This is a genomic window from Cupriavidus sp. DL-D2, assembly GCF_039710735.1.
GTDB lineage: Bacteria > Pseudomonadota > Gammaproteobacteria > Burkholderiales > Burkholderiaceae > Cupriavidus.
In genome coordinates, this window is the sequence record NZ_JBDKXK010000048.1 from 14,821 (window position 1) to 30,763 (window position 15,943).

The 15,943-nt window shown below is 63.0% G+C and carries 19 protein-coding genes; 2 read left to right on the forward strand and 17 right to left on the reverse strand.

Annotation, left to right across the window (positions count from 1 at the left end; all coding sequences use genetic code 11):
- Positions 1-14: 14 nt before the first annotated feature.
- The 7 genes from fliR to fliL all read right to left on the reverse strand — a co-directional run bounded on the left by fliR (position 15) and on the right by fliL (position 4,613).
- Positions 15-803, reverse strand: a complete 789-nt coding sequence (fliR, locus tag ABDB81_RS21620; protein ID WP_137927904.1) for a flagellar biosynthetic protein FliR — start codon at positions 801-803, stop codon at positions 15-17.
- 25 nt (positions 804-828) lie between these two features.
- Positions 829-1,098 (reverse strand): flagellar biosynthesis protein FliQ, encoded by a 270-nt coding sequence (fliQ, locus tag ABDB81_RS21625; protein WP_061958832.1) that lies wholly within the window; start codon positions 1,096-1,098, stop codon positions 829-831.
- Positions 1,099-1,110: 12 nt separating this feature from the next.
- On the reverse strand, positions 1,111-1,824 hold the full coding sequence (gene fliP, locus ABDB81_RS21630) for a flagellar type III secretion system pore protein FliP (protein WP_237380822.1): 714 nt from the start codon (positions 1,822-1,824) through the stop codon (positions 1,111-1,113).
- A 110-nt stretch (positions 1,825-1,934) separates the two neighbouring features.
- Positions 1,935-2,489: a flagellar biosynthetic protein FliO gene (gene fliO / locus ABDB81_RS21635; protein ID WP_346813534.1), complete on the reverse strand. Its 555-nt coding sequence runs from the start codon at positions 2,487-2,489 to the stop codon at positions 1,935-1,937.
- Complete coding sequence (fliN, locus tag ABDB81_RS21640) at positions 2,486-2,977, reverse strand: flagellar motor switch protein FliN (protein ID WP_137927903.1); 492 nt, start codon at positions 2,975-2,977, stop codon at positions 2,486-2,488. Before fliN ends, fliO begins: the two co-directional genes overlap by 4 nt.
- The gene (gene fliM / locus ABDB81_RS21645; RefSeq protein ID WP_137927902.1) at positions 2,970-3,980 is read right to left on the reverse strand and encodes a flagellar motor switch protein FliM; all 1,011 of its coding nucleotides are present in this window, start codon (positions 3,978-3,980) and stop codon (positions 2,970-2,972) included. Before fliM ends, fliN begins: the two co-directional genes overlap by 8 nt.
- A gap of 144 nt (positions 3,981-4,124) precedes the next feature.
- Positions 4,125-4,613: a flagellar basal body-associated protein FliL gene (fliL, locus tag ABDB81_RS21650; protein ID WP_137927901.1), complete on the reverse strand. Its 489-nt coding sequence runs from the start codon at positions 4,611-4,613 to the stop codon at positions 4,125-4,127.
- Between the two features lie 482 nt (positions 4,614-5,095).
- Between fliL and acnB the strand changes: the two genes are divergently transcribed.
- Positions 5,096-7,687, forward strand: coding sequence for a bifunctional aconitate hydratase 2/2-methylisocitrate dehydratase (gene acnB, locus ABDB81_RS21655; RefSeq protein WP_137927900.1), 2,592 nt, complete (start codon positions 5,096-5,098; stop codon positions 7,685-7,687).
- A 124-nt stretch (positions 7,688-7,811) separates the two neighbouring features.
- Here acnB and ABDB81_RS21660 read toward each other — a convergent pair whose 3' ends face one another.
- The 4 genes from ABDB81_RS21660 to gcvA form a co-directional block, all read right to left on the reverse strand.
- Complete coding sequence (locus ABDB81_RS21660; RefSeq protein ID WP_137927899.1) at positions 7,812-8,393, reverse strand: hypothetical protein; 582 nt, start codon at positions 8,391-8,393, stop codon at positions 7,812-7,814.
- A complete protein-coding gene (locus tag ABDB81_RS21665; RefSeq protein ID WP_137927898.1) occupies positions 8,390-8,974 on the reverse strand; it encodes a hypothetical protein in 585 nt (194 codons plus the stop codon). The genes ABDB81_RS21660 and ABDB81_RS21665 overlap by 4 nt, the downstream gene beginning before the upstream one ends.
- Before the next feature lie 102 nt (positions 8,975-9,076).
- The gene (locus tag ABDB81_RS21670; RefSeq protein ID WP_346813537.1) at positions 9,077-9,412 is read right to left on the reverse strand and encodes a DUF2845 domain-containing protein; all 336 of its coding nucleotides are present in this window, start codon (positions 9,410-9,412) and stop codon (positions 9,077-9,079) included.
- A gap of 151 nt (positions 9,413-9,563) precedes the next feature.
- The gene (gene gcvA, locus ABDB81_RS21675) at positions 9,564-10,466 is read right to left on the reverse strand and encodes a transcriptional regulator GcvA (RefSeq protein WP_346813539.1); all 903 of its coding nucleotides are present in this window, start codon (positions 10,464-10,466) and stop codon (positions 9,564-9,566) included.
- Between the two features lie 108 nt (positions 10,467-10,574).
- On the opposite strand from gcvA, the gene ABDB81_RS21680 reads away from it, so the two are divergent.
- Entirely contained in the window at positions 10,575-11,417 is an 843-nt protein-coding gene (locus ABDB81_RS21680; protein WP_346813541.1) for a DMT family transporter, read from the forward strand.
- 21 nt (positions 11,418-11,438) lie between these two features.
- On the opposite strand, the gene ABDB81_RS21685 is transcribed toward ABDB81_RS21680, so the two are convergent.
- From ABDB81_RS21685 to ABDB81_RS21710, 6 genes are read right to left on the reverse strand one after another with little or no spacing between them, the layout of a single operon-like run.
- Positions 11,439-12,347: an alpha/beta hydrolase gene (locus ABDB81_RS21685; protein WP_346813543.1), complete on the reverse strand. Its 909-nt coding sequence runs from the start codon at positions 12,345-12,347 to the stop codon at positions 11,439-11,441.
- Complete coding sequence (locus ABDB81_RS21690; protein WP_346813545.1) at positions 12,344-12,787, reverse strand: nuclear transport factor 2 family protein; 444 nt, start codon at positions 12,785-12,787, stop codon at positions 12,344-12,346. The genes ABDB81_RS21685 and ABDB81_RS21690 overlap by 4 nt, the downstream gene beginning before the upstream one ends.
- A 19-nt stretch (positions 12,788-12,806) precedes the next feature.
- Positions 12,807-13,598 (reverse strand): SDR family NAD(P)-dependent oxidoreductase, encoded by a 792-nt coding sequence (locus tag ABDB81_RS21695; RefSeq protein WP_346813547.1) that lies wholly within the window; start codon positions 13,596-13,598, stop codon positions 12,807-12,809.
- A gap of 15 nt (positions 13,599-13,613) precedes the next feature.
- Positions 13,614-14,150, reverse strand: a complete 537-nt coding sequence (locus tag ABDB81_RS21700) for a DUF3833 domain-containing protein (protein ID WP_137927363.1) — start codon at positions 14,148-14,150, stop codon at positions 13,614-13,616.
- Positions 14,147-15,412, reverse strand: a complete 1,266-nt coding sequence (locus tag ABDB81_RS21705) for an MFS transporter (RefSeq protein WP_346813549.1) — start codon at positions 15,410-15,412, stop codon at positions 14,147-14,149. The genes ABDB81_RS21700 and ABDB81_RS21705 overlap by 4 nt, the downstream gene beginning before the upstream one ends.
- A complete protein-coding gene (locus ABDB81_RS21710) occupies positions 15,409-15,942 on the reverse strand; it encodes a chalcone isomerase family protein (protein ID WP_160474185.1) in 534 nt (177 codons plus the stop codon). Before ABDB81_RS21710 ends, ABDB81_RS21705 begins: the two co-directional genes overlap by 4 nt.
- Between the last annotated feature and the right edge of the window lies 1 nt (position 15,943).

The following is a 15,943-nucleotide window of genomic DNA, read 5'->3' on the forward strand; positions in this document are numbered from 1 at the left end:
ACGCCACATCGACGCTAGTTCGGCGCAAGCTGGTCGAGTACCGAGCCTGCCGTGCGCAGGCCGATATCCACCAGGTGCTGCATGTAGAGACCCATCTGCGGCATACACAGCATCAGCACCAGCATGCCGCCGAGCAGCGTCACCGGGAAGCCCACCGCAAAGATCGAGAGCTGCGGCGATGCGCGGTTCAGGATACCCATCGCAAGGTTCAGTGTCAGCAGCGCGGCAATCATCGGCAGCGACAACAGCGTGCCGGTGGCAAACACCATCGAACCGGCGCGCGCCAGCACACCCCATCCGTGGCCGGAGAGCGGCACACCGGCGATGGGCACACCCTGGAAGCTATCGACGAGTGCGGCCAGCATCATCAGGTGTCCGTCGAGTGCCAGGAACATCAGCGTGGCCACGATGTTGAGAAAGCGCGACAGCACCATCGTCTGTCCGCCCGCAGAGCGGTCGTAGAACGCCGCGAACGACAGGCCCATCTGCAGGCCGATCACTTCACCGGCCACTTGCACGGCGGCAAACACCAGCCGCATCGAGAAGCCCATGGCGATGCCGATGGCCACCTCGTTGAGGATGACGAGCAGGCCCTCGTACGAGTACACCGGTGCGGTGGGAATGGCGCCGATGGTCGGCGAGATGATGGTAGACAGCGCGGCAGCCAGCAGGATCTTGGCGCGGCGCGGAATGGTGGATTCGCTGAAGATCGGCGCCGTGGCGATCAGCGCGAGCAATCGGAACATCGGCCACAGGAATGTGGCGATCCATCCGTAGAGCTGATCGGTGGAGACATCCAGCACGGCGTGAAAAATGTAAGAGCGTCGATCAGTGCGCGAGGGCAGGAATGCCCTGGAACACTTCGCGCATGTAGTCGACGAACGTGTTGATCATCCACGGCCCCACCAGCACCATCGTGACGAACAGTGCGACGAGCTTCGGGATGAACGTCAGCGTCATTTCGTTGATTTGCGTGGCGGCCTGGAACAGGCTCACCACGAGACCGGCAGCCAGCGCCACGAGCAGCAGCGGCGCCGACAGCATCAGGGTCATCTTCATCGCCTGCGTGGCGATGGTCATCACCATTTCCGGTGTCATGTCGGGCTCCGCTCAGTTCATGAAGCTCTGCGCCAGGGAACCCAGCAGCAGTTGCCACCCATCGACCAGCACGAACAGCATCAGCTTGAACGGCAGCGAAATGGTGGCGGGTGGCACCATCATCATGCCCATCGCCATCAGCACGCTGGCCACGACAAGGTCGATGATGAGGAACGGGATAAAGATCGTGAAGCCGATCTGGAACGCGGTCTTCAGTTCGCTGGTGACGAAGGCGGGCACCAGTACCGAGAACGGCACGTCGTCCGGACCCTGCATTTCCGGGATTTTCGCCATCTGCGCGAACAGTGCGAGATCCTTCTCGCGGGTCTGCTTGAGCATGAACGCACGCACCGGCACGGCAGCGCGCGAGGCCGCGGTTTCCAGGCTGATGCGGTTTTCGGAGAGCGGCTTGTACGCGTCGGTGTAGACCTTGTCGAACACCGGCGACATCACGAAAAAGGTCAAGAACAGCGACAGGCCGACGATAACCTGATTAGGCGGAGAAGATGCCGTGCCCATCGCATTGCGCAGCAAACCGAGCACGATGATGATGCGCGTGAACCCCGTCATCATCAGCATGGCCGCCGGCAGGAACGACAGCGAGGTCAGCAGGACCAGCGTCTGGATCGAGAGCGACCAGGTCTGGCCGCCACCGGGTGCCGGCTTGCTCGTCATGCCGGGCAACGACTGGGCCAGCGCGGACTCTGGCGCCAGCCACAGCATCATCGGCAACAGCGCCAGCAGGGTGGTTCCCGCCATACGCCATGACTGCGACGGGTGCGACGGACGCACGAAGGGCTTCGGTTGCCGCTCGACAGCGGCGCCACGCAGCGTGTTCATTTCTTGAGGTTTTCCTGCATGGCGCGCATCAGCCGTTCACCAAAGCCGCCTTGCATGGGCTGTGCGGGATGGGGAACGGAGGAAGATGGCGCGCCGGAATCGGGCTGGGCCGGCAACGTATGAAGCGGGCGGATCTCGTTGGGCGAGACACCGAGCACGAGCCAGGTGTCGCCCACTTCCACGGTCACGATCTTCTGGCGCGCGCCCAGCATCAGGCTGTTCACGACCTTGATCGATGCATTGCCACCGCCGTGGCGGACAAGGCCGACGCGACGCGCCAGCCAGGCCATGCCAAGGATCAGGGCAATGACGGCAAACAATCCAAGCCCGGCCTGGACGAGACTGCCGCCACTGCTGATGGCCGGGGCACTGCTTGCCGCGAGATAGCTGCTGGCTGCAGCACCGCTGGCGGGGGGAGCCGCCTGTGCGGTACTGAGCACGGTGTCAGCGGCCTGCGCGCCGGTCACGGCAACGCCCATGAGGACGATGCCTGCGGCAATACCAGAGGCAATGCGCGCGGTGGCTGCTAACCGGCGCGAGGCGGCTGTCATTTGTTGAGCTTCCGGATACGTTCGGACGGCGTGATGATGTCCGTCAGGCGGATGCCGAACTTGTCGTTCACCACCACCACTTCGCCCTGGGCGATGAGGTAGCCATTCACGAGCACGTCCATCGGCTCGCCGGCCAGGCCGTCGAGCTCCACCACCGAACCCTGTGCCAGTTGCAGCAGGTTCTTGATGGGCACCTTGGTGCGTCCCAGTTCCACGGTCAGCTGCACCGGGATATCGAGGATCATCCCGATGTCGTTGTGGAAGCCGCTCGTGGCTTCCTGCGCCAGCGGCGGGAAGACGGTCGAGGCGGCCGGCGTGGCGCCTGCCATCGGCTGTGCGGCCGGCGCCATGGCCGGAGCTGCCGGGGTAGCCACCGCGGCGGCGGGGGCGGCAGCAGGCGTTGCCTGCTCGGCGCTGGTCTGCTCCGCGAGGGCGCTGGCCCAGTCGTCCATCGGATCGACCGGCTTGTCCTGAGTGCCGTCAGTCATGATCGGTTTCCTTGTTGGAATCGCTGTCTTGGTAGTTGATCATTCGTTCCACGCGCAGTGCGTACTGGCCGTTCATCGTGCCGAAGCCGCATTGCATGACGGGCACGCCGTCGACCTTGCCGAAAATCTTGTCGGGCAGTTCGATCGGCAGCACGTCGCCTTCGCGCATGGCCAGCACCTCGGCCACGGTGCTGCGGATGTGTGCGAACTCGGCCACCAGATCCACTTCGGCGGCACGCAACTGGTTGGAAAGCTGGCCGAGCCAGCGCTTGTCCACCTCGACTTCGTCCTGCAGCGGATTCATCAGTAGATCGCGCAGCGGTTCGATCATCGAGAAGGGAATGCAGATATGCAGTTGTCCGCCCACGGCGCCCAGTTCGATATGGAACGCGGTGGTGACCACGGCGTCGTTCGGACCAGCCACGTTGGCGAACTTGGTGTGCATCTCCGAGCGGACATAGTCGAACTCGATGGGATGCACGGTGCCCCATGCCTGGCTGTAGCTGTTCAGCGTCAGGTCCAGCATGCGGCGGATGATGCGTTGCTCGGTCTGCGTGAAGTCGCGGCCTTCCACACGGGTGTGGAAGCGGCCATCGCCACCGAACAGGTTGTCGACCACCAGGAACACGAGGTTCGGGTCGTACACGAACAGCGCGGTACCCCGCAGCGGCTTCATGTGGACCAGGTTCAGGTTGGTCGGCACGGGCAGGTTGCGCACGAAATCGCCGTACTTCTCGATCCTTACCGTGCCCACCGAGATGTCGGCGCCACGGCGGATGAAGTTGAACAGCGCGGTGCGCAGCGCGCGGGCAAAGCGCTCGTTGATGATTTCGAGCGTATGCAGGCGGCCACGGACGATACGTTCCTGGTTGGCCAGGTTGTACGGCCGTACACCGCCTTCTTCGACGGCTGGCGCCGCCGCCGCGGGCGCATCGGTTTCACCCGAAACGCCCTTCAGTAGTTCGTCTACCTCGTCCTGCGAGAGGAACTTGTCGTAGGCCATCTAGTGTCCTGCCCCGTGAACGGCTGTGAGAATGAAACGATCCATGCCCGGCTTCAGGCGTCGCGCATGACGCGACGGCGGGAGAGAGGGACGGCGGACGGTTTCATAAGGTTTTGGCTCTGGGTTCGCGGTGCAGGATGCGGCTTACTGCACCACGAACGATGTAAACAAGACGTCCAGGATCTTCTGGGGCGGCAGGCTCGGTGCGAACGGCTGGCTGATGGCAGCCTGCACGTCCTGGGCGAGCTTGCGCTTGCCTTCCACGGTGGCCAGGTCAGCCGGCTGGCGTGCCGACAGCAGCAGCAGGATGCGGCTGCGTGCTTCGGGCTGGTACTGCGCCAGGCGAGCCTGCGTTTCCGCGTCCGCCACTTTCAGCGACAGTCCGGTGTGCAGGAAGCGGTCGCCATCGTCGCTCTTCAGGTTGACGGTGAACGCATCCAGCGGCACGAAGATCGGCGGCGGAAGCACCGGCGCAGCCGGGGCCGCAGCCGGACGATTGTTGCTGAGGACACTGCCCAGGAAAAAGCCGCCAGCGGCCAGCGCCACTACCAGCACGCCGCCGCCGATCAGCATCAGCCGGCCGCGCTTGCTGGAAGTGCCGCCGTTCTGGGAGGGGGAAAGCGTGTTCGCCATGAGATGCCTGTGTCGGAATGCCTGCCATTCTTCCCGAATCGCAGACAAGCAAAGGGCCGATAAAAAGGGGGAAACCCATTCAGCTTGGCCGTTTGAGCTGAACGGGCATCGGACGCAGAGGCGCGACGGCGCGCCATTTGCGCCTGCAAGATGGTTAACGATTACCGCGCGCGGAACTTAAGACGTGCGTGAAGCCGCTGCCGCGAAGTCGACTTAAAAGTAATTCACTGGGCACTTTCATCGGCACGGGGAGGCATCGCGGGGGTGTCGCGACGAGCGTGCTGCGTGCAGGCGTTGCGCGGAGGGCATCCCGCCAGCCCTTGCCGCGCCGTGCATCGTCTCTTTTAACTCTTATATAAGATATAAGACGTTTGATTCGGCGCCCACTTGGAAGTACAATCACGCGCAACTGGCGGACTCGCGCCGCTGGTCCACAAGAGACATAGCAGTACTGTTACAACCCCAATTAACAGCAGGTTCCCATGCTTGATACCTATCGCGCCCATGTCGCCGAACGCGCCGCGCTCGGCATTCCTCCTCTGCCGCTGACCGCCAAGCAGACTGCCGAGCTGATCGAACTGATCAAGAACCCGCCGGCGGGCGAGGAGCAGGCCCTGGTGGACCTGATCACGTACCGTGTGCCGGCTGGCGTGGATGACGCCGCCAAGGTCAAGGCTTCGTACCTGGCCGCCGTGGCCCTGGGTTCGGAAAAGACCCCCCTGATCTCGCGCGCCCGCGCCACCGAGCTGCTCGGCACGATGCTGGGCGGCTACAACATCTCCCCGCTGATCGAACTGCTGGACGACGCCGAAGTGGGCGCCGTTGCCGGCGAAGCGCTCAAGAAGACGCTGCTGATGTTCGATGCCTTCCATGACGTGAAGGAAAAGGCGGACAAGGGCAACGCCAATGCCAAGTCCGTGCTGCAAAGCTGGGCCGACGCCGAGTGGTTCACGAGCCGTCCGGCGCTGCCGGAATCGCTGACGATCACCGTTTTCAAGGTGCCGGGCGAAACCAACACCGACGATCTGTCGCCCGCTCCCGATGCCACCACGCGCCCGGACATTCCGATGCACGCGCTGGCCATGCTGAAGAACAAGCGCGAAGGCGCCGCCTTCCAGCCGGAAGAAGACGGCAAGCGCGGCCCAATCAAGTTCATCGAATCGCTGGCCGAGAAGGGCAACCTGGTGGCCTACGTCGGTGACGTGGTCGGTACGGGTTCCAGCCGCAAGTCGGCCACCAACTCAGTGCTGTGGTTCACGGGCGAAGACATTCCGTTCGTGCCGAACAAGCGCTTCGGTGGCGTGTGCCTGGGCAGCAAGATTGCTCCGATCTTCTACAACACGATGGAAGACGCCGGCGCACTGCCGATCGAACTCGACGTGTCGCAGATGGAAATGGGTGACGTGGTCGAACTGCGCCCTTACGAAGGCAAGGCACTGAAGGACGGCAAGGTCATCGCCGAATTCAAGGTCAAGTCCGACGTGCTGTTCGACGAAGTGCGCGCTGGTGGCCGTATTCCGCTGATCGTAGGCCGTGGCCTGACCGCCAAGGCACGCGAATCGCTGGGCCTGGCCCCGTCGACGCTGTTCCGCCTGCCGCAAAACCCGGCCGATACCGGCCGCGGCTTCACGCTGGCCCAGAAGATGGTTGGCCGCGCCTGCGGTCTGCCGGAAGGCACCGGCATCCGTCCGGGTACGTACTGCGAACCGAAGATGACTTCGGTGGGCTCGCAGGACACCACCGGCCCGATGACGCGCGACGAGCTGAAGGACCTGGCCTGCCTGGGCTTCTCGGCCGATCTGGTGATGCAGTCGTTCTGCCACACCGCCGCGTATCCGAAGCCGGTTGACGTGAAGACGCACCACACGCTGCCGCAATTCATCAGCACCCGTGGCGGTATCTCGCTGCGCCCGGGCGATGGCGTGATCCACTCGTGGCTGAACCGCATGCTGCTGCCCGACACCGTCGGCACCGGCGGCGATTCGCACACGCGTTTCCCGATCGGCATCAGCTTCCCCGCAGGTTCGGGTCTGGTCGCTTTCGCTGCCGCTACCGGCGTGATGCCGCTGGACATGCCGGAATCGGTGCTGGTCCGCTTCAAGGGCAAGATGCAGCCCGGCGTGACGCTGCGCGATCTGGTCAATGCCATTCCGCTGTACGCGATCAAGCAGGACATGCTGACCGTGGCCAAGCAAGGCAAGAAGAACATCTTCTCGGGCCGCATCCTCGAAATCGAAGGCCTGCCTGACCTGAAGGTGGAACAGGCTTTCGAGCTGTCGGACGCTTCGGCAGAACGTTCGGCCGCCGGTTGCACGGTGCGCCTGAACAAGGAACCGATCATCGAATACATCAACAGCAACATCACGCTGCTGAAGTGGATGATCGCCGAAGGCTACCAGGACCCGCGCAGCCTGCAGCGCCGTATCCAGGCCATGGAAGCATGGCTGGCCGATCCGAACCTGCTGCAACCGGATGCCGACGCCGAGTACGCTGCCGTGATCGAAATCGATCTGGCCGACGTGCATGAGCCGATCGTGGCCTGCCCGAACGATCCGGACGACGTGAAGACGCTGTCGGACGTGGCTGGTGCCGTAATCGACGAAGTGTTCATCGGTTCGTGCATGACCAACATCGGCCACTTCCGCGCCGCATCGAAGCTGCTGGAAGGCAAGCGCGACATCCCCGTGAAGCTGTGGGTCGCCCCGCCGACCAAGATGGACCAGAAGCAACTGACCGAGGAAGGCCACTACGGCGTGTTCGGCACCGCCGGTGCACGTACCGAAATGCCGGGCTGCTCGCTGTGCATGGGTAACCAGGCACAAGTGCGCGAAGGCGCCACGGTGATGTCCACGTCCACGCGTAACTTCCCGAACCGTCTGGGCAAGAACACGAACGTGTACCTGGGCTCCGCCGAACTGGCCGCCATCTGCTCGCGCCTGGGTCGTATCCCGACCAAGGAAGAGTACATGGCCGACATGGGCGTGCTGACCGCCAACGGCGACAAGATCTACAAGTACATGAACTTCGACCAGATCGAAGACTTCAAGGAAGTCGCAGATACGGTGTCGTTCTGAGCGATTGGATCGAGGGCTGAGGTTTTAGCCTCGGTCTGAAAGATGAAAAACCCCGCAGGCGCGTGAGCGTCTGTGGGGTTTTTTGTTGGATTTTTGCGCGAGAGTGTGTGCTTAGCCCAAATCCTCAGCTTCGCTGGCCTTGGCAGTAAGGTGTCCGAACTGCATTGTCAAGCGGCACCAACTGGCTCTTTCCCTCACCGCTGACGATTTGCGACATCGATACGGAACCCAGTCCTTTGCTCAACAGCATTTCGTAATCCTTGCCGGGTTCGAGTGTCAGCGTCCATTGGGCATAGCGGGGAATATTGCCGTTACCCACGATTTCCATGAGACGTATGGCGACGGGTTTGCCGGCCCTTACGCGTGCTTCCGTGTAAGAGATGGACGAATACGCTTCGCCGCCGGGCATGCCAATGCGGTCGAGTCTCTGCTCGACAATCCACCGGATGGCCTGCGTGTTGTAGCTCAGGTCGGCTATGCGGCCGGTCGTAGCATCGGTCGAGTAGAAGCATGGGGTAGCAAAGGCTTCCCTGATATACACCAAGCCGGGTTCCGCCAACCGGAAGCGAACGCGCGCGGCATCCCCCCCGGGATCGGCTTTTGTTGTCGCTTCGATAATGTCGGCGCAACCAGCCAATAAGGCGGACATTGTGAAGACGGCGATTGTCGCCGGCATAGTGAACCAACTTTTGTCTGCCGTATTCATTTGGCACTCCTCAGCGAGACATCCACCTTGCCGGAATACGAATACGGAAGGCCGTACTCCGTGCCGTTCTCCGAGGAGAATGTTGTGCGTTCGGCGTATGGACTTCCCGAGTAGACGATGACGTACCGCGCACTGTTGGGAACCGTATAGGTCGCGATTTTCGACATCGACCAGGCAAGGATGCCTCGGCGTGTGCGCAACGGTGCTTCGCGCGGGCCAGGCAGCGGGTTGCGCGCGGCATCGAGAAACAAGGCATTCGCCCTGACAATGGTCATCGTCGTCAGCGCGGGACCGCCACTGACGAACGCGCGCAGTTCAAGCAGAGCACCGTCGGACTGCTGGGGCAATGTGTATGCCGCGAAGACGCCGTTCCCTTCCGGGAACGGAAACACGGGCGAAGTCTCGGCATCAAAGGAAACGGACGTAGTGTCCTCGAATTTCAGGTCGCCGGTCTGCATCGCCTGAAACGACTTGCAGCAGATTCGTGAGGATGCGGGGATCTGCGGGATAAGCGGAGGCCTTGCGCAACTGGCAAGAAGAAGCGTCAGGGCGAGAAGGGCGTAGCGTGTTGGGAACTGCATGGCGGCGTCGTGACGTGGGTCCAATGAGGGTTCTCTGAGGTACGTCATCGTTAACGGACTTGCGGCTGTCAGTTTGATCCCTTCCTTTGCAGGGGGCAGCCCTCAGGGAATCCGGTCGCCATACCGAATGGCATTCAGCTTGCCATGCTGGAATACGAGTGTGGTGACGAACTGCCCGGACCCCGGGGCGTATGTCCATTCATCGACGGTGACGCACGCAGCCGAAGCGCTGTCGACAAGGCCGTTCGCTTCCGGCGTAACTACCAGCGGCTTGCAGGACGAATGCTGGGCGATAGGTGCTCCGCATTTGATCCGGATGTCAGCCTTGCCATCGCCGATGCTGGCGAGATTTCCACCGCATCTGAGGGTTCCGGAGAAAGCCGAGCTGGAAGCGGCCAGTAGCGAGAGTGGAAGAAGGATCTTGAGCGCGCGTTTCATCGTGTCGGATATCAGAGAGCTGCACAGGGTAGGAGCACCTGCTGACTTATAGGCGAGCGTGTGCGTATCAGATATCGCCAAAAAGCGAAATCGCGCGTCTCTTCCGACTGCGGCAAGGGATTTCTGCGGGCAGGTCGAGAGATCCAGAGTACTACCGCATTGCTCCCGGCACGCCCGCCTCCCCCTCCAACCACCCCAAAAACATCCCCACCAGTTCATCCCCTTCCTTCTCGTCCGGCACATACGCGCAATAGCTGCGCGAAGGCAGACGCGGTTCCGCGAAGGGGGTGACAAGTCGTCCTGCGGCGAGGTCGTCGGAGACGAGTGCCGTGGGGCCCATGGCGATGCCGATGCCGTCGATGGCGGCCTGCAGTGTCAGGTAGAAGTGGTCGAAGGTCAGTGCGGCGGCTGGGCGGAGGGTGGGGATGCGTGCGCGGGCCAGCCAGTCGGGCCAGAGACGGGGAAGGCTCGATGTGTGCAGTAGCGTGTGTTGGCGCAAGTCGTCGGGAGACTGCAGCGGTATGCGCTGCAGCAGGGACGGGCTGCAGACCGGTACGCGCTCTTCGGTCAGGAAAGCGTGGGTCGAGTAGCCGTAGAACGTGTCGGGGCCGCCGCGGATGATGACGTCGGGCGTGTCGTCGAGTGCGTCGAGTGGGCCGTTCGAGGTTTCCACGTTGACTTCGACATCGGGATGCGCCGCGCGGAATTTTGCGAGTCTGGGTACGAGCCAGCGCAGGGTAAATGTTGCGGAGGCGTTGACCAGTAGTGTGCGCGAGGTGGTTTCGATGATCCCGAATCTTGCCGTGGCTTGTGCGAGTTGCTCGAACAACGGCCCGATTGTCGCGAGGTATGCATTGGCGGCGGGAGTCAGTGTCACGCGACGATTGTGTCGTTCGAACAGCGCTTCACCGAGCCATGTTTCGAGCAGGCGAACCTGCTGGCTGATGGCACCGTGAGTCACGTGCAGTTCTGCAGCGGCTTCCTTGAAGCTGCCGAGCCGGCCGGCGGCCTCAAAGGCGCGCAGGGCATTGAGCGGGGGCAATTGCCGTTTCATACGCAAAGAGTGCGAGAGATTTTCTAACGCGATTCGGCAATTTATCTGGTTTGTAGGCCCTGAACAAGATAGATATCCTGTCTTCCTCGCCTCCACCCGTTTCTTCCCATGCTCAGCTACACCGCCGGATTCGTGCTGCTTGCCGCCGTGCTTCACGCCAGTTGGAACGCGATGCTGCACGGCAATCGCGACCGCTTTCTGTCGATGACGTGGATGAGCATGGCTATGGCGGTGTTCGCCACAGTCGTCGTCGCGAACAATCCGCTGCCGGCCAGCGCCTCGTGGCCTTACCTCATCGCATCGGGGCTGGTGCACATCCTCTACAACGTGAGTCTTGTGCTGTCGTATCGGCGCAATGATCTGGCGCTGGCCTATCCGATTGCGCGTGGCTCATCGCCGCTGCTGGTCACGCTGGGCGCGGCACTCTTCGCGCAGGAAGCGATCAGCCCGTTGCGCTTGCTCGGCATCGCGATGATCTCGGGCGGCATCATCGCGATTGCGGTGCAAGGGCGTGAGGTGTCGCGCAGCGGGGCGCTGACCGCGCTGGCAACTGGCGCAACGATTGCGCTCTATACCGTGATCGATGGCATCGGTGTGCGCTTGTCCGGAGGTCAGCCGCTCAGCTATATCTCGTGGATGTTCATGTTCTACTGGCTGATGCCCGTGCTGTTCGTGGCACGGCGCGGGAATGCTGCGTTGTGGACGCCGATGTTCCAGCAGTCGCTTGCAGTGGGTAGTTCCATCGTGGGTGGCCTGGTGTCGGTGGCCGCCTATGGCATCGTGATCTGGGCGCTGCAGTCGGGCGCGATGGGTGCGGTGTCTGCGTTGCGGGAGACCAGCGTGGTCTTCGCCGTGCTGATCGGACGCGTGTTCCTGCGGGAATCGGTCAGCAAGACGCGCTGGCTCGCCTGCATCGCCGTTGCGGCGGGTGCGGCCTGTCTCGGTCTGTAAGCGTCGAACAGGACATCACGCTCAAGACTTGCATTTCGCTTGCTCGATAACGAACGCGGCCACATCGTCGCTCACCGTCGAAAGCCAGCGCAACGGTGAGGCGAATACACCAATCAGCAGCGTGTGCGAAAGGTGTCCATATTCGCGATACGTCACGGGGACGCCTGCGGCGCGCAGCTTCTCCGCCATCTGCGCGGAATTGCGCTGGGGGTTCACCAGTTTGTCGCCGCTATAGGCGCCGAGAAATGCGGGCGGCGAGGCGCTGGATGCATAGTCAATCGGTTGCGATCCGGCGGGGTAGTTCGGATGATGGAACACGGGCCGCGCTTCGGGATTGACGATCGGCAGGAAGTCGTAAGGACCAGCCAATCCGATCCAGCCGCGCAATGTCGATGAGTCCGATCCTGCGTCGCGTAGCCAGCGTGCATCGAGTGCAAGCATCGCGGCGTTGTAGCCGCCTGCGCTGTGGCCCATGACGAAAACGCGTTGCGGGTCGCCTTGATAGCGGGCCACATGCTGAAGTGTCCATGCCACGGCTCGAGCGTTGTCGCGCAGGAAGTCGGGGTACGTGACTTCCGGGTAGAGGCGATAGTCCGGAACGATCGTCAGGATGCCGTGTCGCGCGAGGTTGGCCGCGACGAAACGATAGTCGGCGCGCTCGCCGCTATTCCAGGTGCCGCCGTAGAAGAACACCACCACGGGCGCAGTGGTGCCGCAAGCGGGTTGCTTCGGCACGTACACATCGAGACGTGCGCGCGGGCTATCGCCATATGGCACATCGGCATGGCGCGTGTAGGCGGCGTCGGAGGTGAGCGCATTGAGCGCATCCATCGTGCTGCATGCACCGAGCGCCAGCAAGGGCACGAGTTGCAAGACTCGCCATCCGCTTCGCAGCAATGTCATCGCGTGGATCGCATTCATCATGCTCATCGGGGGAGTGGCGTGGCAAAGCGTCGCTGCAACCATGCGACGGGCGGGCCGATCAGCGACAGATGGCGCCACAATGCTGCGGCGTCCCAGTAGTCCTGATGATCGCTGACGCGGCCGTCGTCCCCGAAGCGGAGATGCGAGCTGCCGGGCACCGAGAATCGTCGGCCCTGTATCGCACCCGTAAAGGTCCATGTGGCAAATCCTTCGCGGTCTCCCATCAACTTCCTGTCGATGAGGAAGCGCGGATCGACGATGGCTTCGAACATATGCTCGAACACCGCGCGGATGGCGGCATGGCCGCGTACTTCGTTGAAGGGATCGCAGAAGCGCGCATCCGGTGCGTAGAAGCGGTCGAGTGCATCGAGCGATTCCGGTGTGAGCGTGGCGTACCAGTCCAGCAGGGCCGACAAGGTGCCGGGATGAACGGTGGCAGTGGTCATGGTAGGCGCATTGGTTTTATCAGGTGGCTTTCATCAGGCGTTTCAGCAATGTGAGGCGCAGGCCGTAGGGCAGCATGCTGGCCAGCCGCATCGCACGCGTGAACATAGTGGGAAAGGCAATTTCGAAGCGACCGCGCGCCAGTCCGGAGAGTATCGCGCTGGCCGCCTCTTCCGCGCTTTGCAGCGATGGCATCGGAAAGTCATTGCGTGCCGTGAGACGTGTTTTGACGAATCCCGGATTGACCAGATAGACGCCAAGCCCGCGTGGATGCAGTTCTGCATAAAGCAGCTCGGCGAGGTTGATCAGCGCCGCTTTGGTGGGTCCGTAGACGGTGGCGTTGGGCAGCCCCATATAGCCGGCCACACTGGCAAGCAGCACCAGTCCGCCGGTGCCGCGCGACAGCATCGATGGCAGCACAGTGGACATTCCATAGTAGACGCTGCCGAGATTGGTCTCGATGGTGCGGTGCGCTTCGTCGGCGGTGACATCCCAGGGCCGTAGCGGGCGATATTCCGCCGCACAGAAGATCACCACGTCCACGTCCTGCCACATCGCGCGCAACGTGGTGTGCGTCGCGATCCAGTCTTGCGGGTGGCTCGCATCCATCGGCATGGCGACGCCACGCGGATAGCCGTCGATCACCGTCGCCAACGTCTCCGCGCGCCGTGCCGAAACCGCGACGTTCGCACCCTTCACCAGCAGCGCCTGTGCGAGTGCCGCACCGATGCCGCTGGAGGCGCCCACCAGCCAGACGCGCTGGCCGGTCCAGTCGGTCAGGCGAGGGTTCAGGTTCAGGCCGAAGGTGGGCATGATCGTTTCCGAACGTCAGGGAGCGGGCCGGCGGAAGAACACCGTCACCTCGCCCACTTCGAATCCGAACTTCTTCACACGCGCACGATTGATCATCGTGCGTTCGTCCACCAGCACCATCCAGTCGTCGAACTGCACGTCATAGGTCTTGCCATCCACGGGCAATTGCAGCGTGTACTTCCACTGCAGCACGTTGCCGCTCGCGTGGCCCGTGGCCTCGCCTACGACGTCCGGCGCGGTGCCTCGCCAACTGCCATCGGCGGCACGCGTCAGCGTCCAGGTGCGATGCTGCGTGGTGCCGTCGCTGTAGCGGAAGTCCTCTTCCAGCACGAAGCGGCCATCCTGTTCGCGGCCTTCCAGATCGACGTGGAAGCGTTTGACGATCTCGCCGCTGCGTTTCTGGAACATGCCCCATGCCTCGGTCTTGCCACGGAAGAACGTTGGCACATCGAGCGGGGGGCGTTGATCCGCGTAGTGCGAGACGTCCGGCGCAGAGCAGGCCGCGCACAGCATCACGATACCGATTGCCATCCAGCGACGAAGATATGTCATGACGACACCTCCGGTGAGGCGCGGCGGCAGGCTGTCAGGCTCGCCATCGCACATAACTTCAGGAGGCAAGGCACGCCGGCATACATCCACGCCAGCGCGAGTCCGCCTGAGCCGGTGGCGAGTGCGCCGGGTTGATAGCCGAGTGCGGCGAGTATGGGCAAGGTGAGGCCCGCAATCGCCAGGCAGAGTTTGCCGAGCAAGGTCCACACGCCGTAGTAGGCCGCAGGGCCTTCGTTGGGCGGAATTCGTTCGGCCAGCAGCACAGGAGGCAATGCGAGGTCGGCGCCGAGGCTGAGTCCGGACACCGCGCAGATGATGAGGAATGGCAACGTGTCACCGGGACCGAGCAGTCCGGCCCAGACGAACGCCAGCACAGCGGGCAGCATCGCGATGCGCCATGTCTGGATGGCACCGAGGCGTCCAGCAATCCATACCCAGCCCGGTAGCCCAACCGCGCCTGCGAGGAAATAGAGCGTCAGGCTCGGTGCCACCGCGCGCGGCTCGCCCAGCCGATCCTCGATGAAGAAGACGGCGAGCGTGGCGGCGATGGCAATCGACAGGCCGTTCAGGAAATACGGCAGCAGCAGCGCACGGAATGCGTGATTCGCCATCAAAGTGCGCCATGGCATCGGCGTCGGGCAGGACACGCCGCGCCATGTGGGGCTGAAACGGATGAGCATCCATAGCGCGCATATCAGCAGCATGGCGAACAACATCGCGAATATCGTCATGGCCGTGCGGGGTACAGCGTCTGGCGCAGACAGCAGCCACGCGGGCAGGGCACTGGCAAGCAGCACGCCGACGAGCCCCGCACCTTCGCGCCAAGCCGCCGCGCGCGTGAGCGTGGGCTTGTTGTCGGAGAGTCGCGCACCCCATGCCAGGTAGGCGACGTTGAGCAGGCTGTGTCCGATGTAGACCATCACGAGCGATCCTGCCAGCCAGAGAGCGAGCCACATATCACCGGAGACCGGCGGCAACCACAACGCCGCGAACGCTACGCCAAGCAGTATGGCGCCCAGCCACATGGCGGGCAGCAGACGTCCGCGCGGCACGAGTTTGTCGATCCATCGGCCGAGCAACGGGTCCTGCGCGGTATCGATCAGCCGTGCGGCAAACATGATCACGCCCGCCAGCGAGAGCGACAGGCCCAGTCGCGTGGTGTAGTACGCGGGAGCCTGCACGTAGATCGGCAATGCGGCCATCGCCAGCGGCAGGCCGAGCGCACCGTAGGCAGCCAATGGAAAGTTGCCGGGCGCGTTCATTCGGCTTGCCCCAGCAATTTCAATCGCAAGGCCGGCGCACGGGTAGCCGGATCGAGCCAGATGGCGAAGAAGGCGCGGGCGAGCGCCGCGTCATCGATCTGCCCCGTTGCGCGATCGTTGGCGAAGAAGCGCACACCTTCGCCGGGCAGGTAGACGCCGGTCAGGCTGTCACCGGCACGGACATCCACGAAGACTTTCTGTAATGCTTCGCGCCAGCGTTCGAGCGTGGCGGCGGTGACATTCGGACGATGGATGCGTCGAATTTCCTCGATGCTGGTATCCACCAGCCGCTGTGCAGTGAAGGCGCGTGCGTACGTGACCTGCAGCGCAAACGGTGCGTCGATGTTCGGCGGCAGATGCGGGGACCACAGTTGCGCGGTATAGAGACGCAGGCCGAACCAGCGATACTCGCCCTCGCCGCTGAGCTGTGCCTGCGGCAAGGCCGTGCGCCAGCCTTCCGCTGCTGCGCAGCCAAGCGAGACGATCATCAAGATCATCGCCAGGGCTGGAGCGAGCGGCGCGCGTCGCATG

What these genes read in the sequence shown, in the direction of transcription:
- fliQ (WP_061958832.1), bottom strand. Translation starts at nt 1,098, where the DNA reads ATGACACCGGAAATGGTGATGACCATCGCCACGCAGGCGATGAAGATG.
- fliP (WP_237380822.1), bottom strand. Translation starts at nt 1,824, where the DNA reads ATGATGCTGTGGCTGGCGCCAGAGTCCGCGCTGGCCCAGTCGTTGCCC.
- fliO (WP_346813534.1), bottom strand. Translation starts at nt 2,489, where the DNA reads ATGACAGCCGCCTCGCGCCGGTTAGCAGCCACCGCGCGCATTGCCTCT.
- fliN (WP_137927903.1), bottom strand. Translation starts at nt 2,977, where the DNA reads ATGACTGACGGCACTCAGGACAAGCCGGTCGATCCGATGGACGACTGG.
- fliM (WP_137927902.1), bottom strand. Translation starts at nt 3,980, where the DNA reads ATGGCCTACGACAAGTTCCTCTCGCAGGACGAGGTAGACGAACTACTG.
- fliL (WP_137927901.1), bottom strand. Translation starts at nt 4,613, where the DNA reads ATGGCGAACACGCTTTCCCCCTCCCAGAACGGCGGCACTTCCAGCAAG.
- acnB (WP_137927900.1), top strand. Translation starts at nt 5,096, where the DNA reads ATGCTTGATACCTATCGCGCCCATGTCGCCGAACGCGCCGCGCTCGGC.
- ABDB81_RS21660 (WP_137927899.1), bottom strand. Translation starts at nt 8,393, where the DNA reads ATGAATACGGCAGACAAAAGTTGGTTCACTATGCCGGCGACAATCGCC.
- ABDB81_RS21665 (WP_137927898.1), bottom strand. Translation starts at nt 8,974, where the DNA reads ATGCAGTTCCCAACACGCTACGCCCTTCTCGCCCTGACGCTTCTTCTT.
- ABDB81_RS21670 (WP_346813537.1), bottom strand. Translation starts at nt 9,412, where the DNA reads ATGAAACGCGCGCTCAAGATCCTTCTTCCACTCTCGCTACTGGCCGCT.
- gcvA (WP_346813539.1), bottom strand. Translation starts at nt 10,466, where the DNA reads ATGAAACGGCAATTGCCCCCGCTCAATGCCCTGCGCGCCTTTGAGGCC.
- ABDB81_RS21680 (WP_346813541.1), top strand. Translation starts at nt 10,575, where the DNA reads ATGCTCAGCTACACCGCCGGATTCGTGCTGCTTGCCGCCGTGCTTCAC.
- ABDB81_RS21685 (WP_346813543.1), bottom strand. Translation starts at nt 12,347, where the DNA reads ATGAGCATGATGAATGCGATCCACGCGATGACATTGCTGCGAAGCGGA.
- ABDB81_RS21690 (WP_346813545.1), bottom strand. Translation starts at nt 12,787, where the DNA reads ATGACCACTGCCACCGTTCATCCCGGCACCTTGTCGGCCCTGCTGGAC.
- ABDB81_RS21695 (WP_346813547.1), bottom strand. Translation starts at nt 13,598, where the DNA reads ATGCCCACCTTCGGCCTGAACCTGAACCCTCGCCTGACCGACTGGACC.
- ABDB81_RS21700 (WP_137927363.1), bottom strand. Translation starts at nt 14,150, where the DNA reads ATGACATATCTTCGTCGCTGGATGGCAATCGGTATCGTGATGCTGTGC.
- ABDB81_RS21705 (WP_346813549.1), bottom strand. Translation starts at nt 15,412, where the DNA reads ATGAACGCGCCCGGCAACTTTCCATTGGCTGCCTACGGTGCGCTCGGC.
- ABDB81_RS21710 (WP_160474185.1), bottom strand. Translation starts at nt 15,942, where the DNA reads ATGCGACGCGCGCCGCTCGCTCCAGCCCTGGCGATGATCTTGATGATC.